This is a genomic window from Streptomyces sp. NPDC057654, from assembly GCF_042800135.1.
GTDB lineage: Bacteria > Actinomycetota > Actinomycetes > Streptomycetales > Streptomycetaceae > Streptomyces.
Genome location: NZ_JBHVHQ010000704.1, coordinates 1 through 4,567, shown reverse-complemented (window position 1 = coordinate 4,567; position 4,567 = coordinate 1). Strand labels below are relative to the sequence as shown.

Sequence of the window (4,567 nt, the reverse complement as noted above, 5' to 3'; positions counted from 1 at the left end):
GCGGTCTTCACCCCGAAGGACTTCGGAATCACGGAGATCATCGGCCGTATCGTCGACGAGATCCGGAAAGCGAACAGGCTCGACCCCCTGGAGGTCCCCGCATGACTGTCAACCGCCTGCGTCCGCGCCGCTCCTGCCTCGCCGTGCCGGGCAGCAACCCGCGCTTTTTGGAGAAGGCCCAGGGCCTCGCCGCCGACCAGGTCTTCCTGGACCTGGAGGACGCGTGCGCGCCGCTGGCCAAGGAAGGCGCGCGGCACACCATCGTGGACGCGCTCAACAAGGGCGACTGGACGGGCAAGACCAGGGTCGTACGGGTCAACGACTGGACCACCGAGTGGACTTACCGCGACGTGGTGACGGTCGTCGAGGGCGCGGGCCACAACCTCGACTGCCTGATGCTGCCGAAGGTGCAGGACGCCGCGCAGGTCCAGGCGCTCGATCTGCTGCTCACCCAGATCGAGAAGACGATGGGCTTCGAGGTCGGCCGGATCGGCATCGAGGCGCAGATCGAGAACGCCAAGGGGCTGGTGAACGTCGACGAGATCGCGGGGGCCTCACCACGACTGGAGACCATCGTCTTCGGCCCCGCCGACTTCATGGCGTCCATCAACATGAAGACGCTGGTCGTCGGGCAGCAGCCGCCCGGCTACGGGGCCGACGCGTACCACTACATCCTGATGCGCATCCTGATGGCGGCCCGTACGCACGACCTCCAGGCCATCGACGGGCCGTACCTCCAGATCCGCGACGTGGACGCCTTCCGCGAGGTCGCGGGGCGCGCGGCGGCACTGGGGTACGACGGCAAGTGGGTGCTGCACCCCGGTCAGGTGGAGGCGGCCAACGAGGTCTTCTCGCCCTCGCAGGAGGACTACGACCGGGCGGAGCTGATCCTCGACGCCTATGAGTGGCACACCTCGGAGCGGGGCGGGAAGAAGGGCTCCGCGATGCTCGGCGACGAGATGATCGACGAGGCGAGCCGCAAGATGGCGCTGGTCGTCGCGGGCAAGGGCCGGGCCGCGGGGATGCGGCGCACCACCGCGTTCGAAGCACCGGAGGCGTGAGCGCCATGCGGTTCGGCCGCATCTACGAGGAGTTCACCGTCGGCGACGTCTACCGGCACTGGCCGGGAAAGACCGTCACCGAGTACGACGACCACCTCTTCTGTCTGCTCACGATGAACCACCACCCGCTGCATATGGACGCCCATTACGCGGAGCACACGACGGACTTCGGCAAGAACGTCGTCGTCGGCAACTACATCTATTCGCTGCTGCTGGGCATGTCGGTGCCGGATGTCTCGGGCAAGGCCATCGCCAATCTGGAGGTCGAGTCGCTGCGGCATGTGGCGCCGACGTTCCACGGGGACACGGTCTACGGCGAGACGGAGGTGCTCGACAAGATTCCGTCAAAATCCAAGTCCGACCGCGGGATCGTGTACGTGGAGACGAAGGGCTACAAGCAGGACGGCACCGTGGTGTGCGTTTTCCGGCGCAAGGTGATGGTGCCCACCGAGGCTTATGTGCAGGAGCGCGGCGGCGAACAGCCGGGCCGCCCCCAGCCCCAGGCGGCGAGGGTGAAGACGTCGCAGCAGGCTCAGCAGGTTCAGCAGCTGAAGAAGGTGGAGGAGTAACCATGGGACGCCTGGCGCAGACCGATTCCCTGACCGATGTCCAGCGGGAAATCCTCTCCACCGTACGTGACTTCGTCGACAAAGAGATCCTGCCGGTCGCGACCGAGCTGGAGCACCGCGACGAATATCCGACGCGGATCGTCGAGGGCCTCACCGAACTGGGGTTGTTCGGCCTGATGATTCCGGAGGAGTACGGCGGCCTCGGTGAGTCCCTTCTCACGTACGCGCTGTGCGTGGAGGAGATCTCACGCGGCTGGATGAGCGTCTCGGGGATCGTGAACACCCACTTCATCGTCGCTTATCTGCTGAAACAGCACGGCACCGAGGAGCAGAGGGACTATTTCCTGCCAAAAATGGCGGCGGGGGAAATCCGCGGGGCGTTCTCGATGTCCGAGCCGGCGCTGGGCTCGGATGTGTCGGCGATCACGTCCAAGGGCGTGCGGGACGGCGACGGCTACGTCCTCACGGGGCAGAAGATGTGGCTCACCAATGGCGGCACGTCCTCACTCGTGGCGGTTTTGTGCCGTACGGACGAGGGGCACCCGGAGGGCACGGCGCGGCACAAGTCGATGACCACGTTCCTGGTCGAGAAGGAGCCGGGGTTCGGCCAGGTCAAGCCGGGTCTCACCATTCCGGGCAAGATCGACAAGATGGGCTACAAGGGCGTCGACACCACCGAACTGATCATGGACGGGCTGCGGGTTCCGGCCGATCGCGTGCTCGGCGGGGCCACCGGGCGGGGTTTCTACCAGATGATGGACGGCGTCGAGGTCGGCCGGGTGAATGTAGCGGCGCGTGGGTGCGGAGTGGCGCAGCGTGCCTTTGAGTTGGGAGCCGCGTACGCACAGCAGCGGCACACCTTCGGAAAACCCATCGCCGAACATCAGGCCATTCAGTTCAAATTGGCTGAAATGGGGACAAAGGTCGAAGCGGCCCATGCGATGATGGTGAACGCGGCGCGCAAGAAGGACTCGGGACAGCGCAACGACCTCGAAGCCGGCATGGCCAAATACCTGGCCTCCGAGTACTGCAAGGAGGTGGTCGAGGACGCGTTCCGCATCCACGGCGGCTACGGCTTCTCCAAGGAGTACGAGATCGAGCGCCTCTACCGCGAGGCCCCGATGCTGCTCATCGGTGAAGGCACCGCCGAGATCCAGAAAATGATCATTGGTCGTCGGCTACTTGAAGAGTACCGATTCCAGGGATAAATGTCCTTTATGAGGTGTTTTCTACGAGAAGTAGATCACACCCTGTCATCGGAGTTCGGCCACCGACTGGCCCTGGCGCTTGCCCAGTTGCCGCTCGCAACCGATAGCATCCCCGGAAAGCCGCCGTCCCCCCGTTCCGTTACGCGGCATCCTCCGCTACGAAGGTCATCCATGCCCCACAGCCAATCCTCTGCACCTCGCGGCCGCGTCCGCCTCGCGCGCGGGGCCTCGCCGTGGCTCGTCCCGACCGTCGCCACGGCCGCGGTCAGCCTCACCCGTGCCCGCCGCTCCGGACGCTGGGCGGCGCTCGCCGTACCCACCACCGCGCTCGCGGCGGGAATGCTGTGGTTCTTCCGTGACCCCGAGCGCGAGATCCCCGAGGGCCGCGTCCTGTCCCCCGCCGACGGTGTGGTGCAGAGCATCATGCCGTGGAAGGACGGGCGCACCCGCGTGGCGATCTTCATGAGCCCCCTGAACGTCCATGTCAACCGCGCCCCCATGGGCGGCACGGTGCGCTCCGTCAAGCACATCCCCGGCGGGTACGTACCGGCGTTCAACAAGGAGAGCGAGAACAACGAGCGCGTCGTCTGGCACTTCGACACCGAGCTCGGCGACATCGAGATGGTCCAGATCGCCGGTGCGGTGGCCCGCCGCATCGTGCCGTACGTGCCGCAGAGCGCCAAGGTCGAGCAGGGCGACCGGATCGGTCTGATCCGCTTCGGCTCGCGCGTCGACGTCTACCTCCCCGAGGGCATCGAGGCCGCGGTCGAGGTCGGCCAGGCGACCACGGCGGGGGTGACTCGCCTTGACCGTGATTGATCCCGACACACAGGCGGCCTGGGTCCCGGAAGCGGAACACCCGGATCACGAGGCGGACGCCGACGTAGCGGACATCCCCCTGTCCACCCGGCTCTCGATAGCGGACACCCTCACCCTGGGCAACGCCATCTGCGGCTTCATGGCCGTCTACTTCACCACCACCGGCGTCCTCATCCCGCACCTGACGGGCAACGAGGACGGCGGCATGGCCCGGCACAGCGCGGCCACGGCGGTGATACTGATCCTCCTCGCCTCGGTCTTCGACCTCTTCGACGGGCTCGTGGCACGCAAGCTGCGCAGCTCGGCGATGGGCGCCGAGCTGGACAACCTCTCCGACCTGATCAGCTTCGGGCTCGCGCCCGCGTACTTCGTGGTCGTCTGGGGAATGGTCGCCGACGACGCCCACCAGCGGGTCTCGGCGGTCGCCGCGATCGTGGTCCTGCTGGCCGTCGTGCTCCGGCTCGCGCGCTTCTCGTGCGTACAACTGCGCGACGGCATCTTCCAGGGCATGCCGAGCCCCTTCGGGGCACTGACGGTCGTCTCCATCGTCCTCCTGGAGCTCCCGTTCATGCCGACGCTCCTCGCGATCGTCGGGGTGGCCTGGCTGATGGTGAGCCGCGTCGAATACCCCAAGCCGCGCGGCCGCCTCGCCGTCGCGATGCTCGGCTGGATCGTCCTGAGCATGGGCCTCCTGGCCGCCTGGGCCTTCGACGCCCCCGGCGGCGAACTCCTCCTCCAGACGGGCTGCGCCCTCCAGGTCGTCCTGGGCGCGGTGATCCCCCTCTTCGCCACGGCCCGCCGCGTCAACACCTTCCGCGACAACAGGCGCGAGGCCCGCGCCACGCAGTTGCCGTAGGCCGGTTCCGTTAGCACGTTTTCGTTTCTTGAAGGGCCCCGAGCTGAGCTCGGG

The 4,567-nt window shown here is 66.8% G+C and carries 5 protein-coding genes; all 5 read left to right on the top strand.

The window, feature by feature from the left end:
* The first annotated feature begins 101 nt into the window (after positions 1–101).
* The 5 genes from ACFU99_RS34055 to pssA all read left to right on the top strand — a co-directional run bounded on the left by ACFU99_RS34055 (position 102) and on the right by pssA (position 4,513).
* Positions 102–1,061 carry an HpcH/HpaI aldolase/citrate lyase family protein gene (locus ACFU99_RS34055; RefSeq protein WP_384399552.1) on the top strand — a complete coding sequence of 320 codons (960 nt, stop codon included), beginning with the start codon at positions 102–104 and terminating at the stop codon, positions 1,059–1,061.
* A gap of 5 nt (positions 1,062–1,066) precedes the next feature.
* Complete coding sequence (locus ACFU99_RS34050) at positions 1,067–1,630, top strand: MaoC family dehydratase (RefSeq protein ID WP_384399555.1); 564 nt, start codon at positions 1,067–1,069, stop codon at positions 1,628–1,630.
* Between the two features lie 2 nt (positions 1,631–1,632).
* A complete protein-coding gene (locus tag ACFU99_RS34045; RefSeq protein ID WP_384399549.1) occupies positions 1,633–2,838 on the top strand; it encodes an acyl-CoA dehydrogenase family protein in 1,206 nt (401 codons plus the stop codon).
* A 171-nt stretch (positions 2,839–3,009) separates the two neighbouring features.
* The gene (locus ACFU99_RS34040) at positions 3,010–3,657 is read left to right on the top strand and encodes a phosphatidylserine decarboxylase (RefSeq protein WP_384399546.1); all 648 of its coding nucleotides are present in this window, start codon (positions 3,010–3,012) and stop codon (positions 3,655–3,657) included.
* Positions 3,644–4,513: a CDP-diacylglycerol--serine O-phosphatidyltransferase gene (gene pssA, locus ACFU99_RS34035; RefSeq protein WP_384399543.1), complete on the top strand. Its 870-nt coding sequence runs from the start codon at positions 3,644–3,646 to the stop codon at positions 4,511–4,513. The genes ACFU99_RS34040 and pssA overlap by 14 nt, the downstream gene beginning before the upstream one ends.
* Positions 4,514–4,567: the final 54 nt, after the last annotated feature.

What these genes read in the sequence shown, in the direction of transcription:
- ACFU99_RS34055 (WP_384399552.1), top strand. Translation starts at nt 102, where the DNA reads ATGACTGTCAACCGCCTGCGTCCGCGCCGCTCCTGCCTCGCCGTGCCG.
- ACFU99_RS34050 (WP_384399555.1), top strand. Translation starts at nt 1,067, where the DNA reads ATGCGGTTCGGCCGCATCTACGAGGAGTTCACCGTCGGCGACGTCTAC.
- ACFU99_RS34045 (WP_384399549.1), top strand. Translation starts at nt 1,633, where the DNA reads ATGGGACGCCTGGCGCAGACCGATTCCCTGACCGATGTCCAGCGGGAA.
- ACFU99_RS34040 (WP_384399546.1), top strand. Translation starts at nt 3,010, where the DNA reads ATGCCCCACAGCCAATCCTCTGCACCTCGCGGCCGCGTCCGCCTCGCG.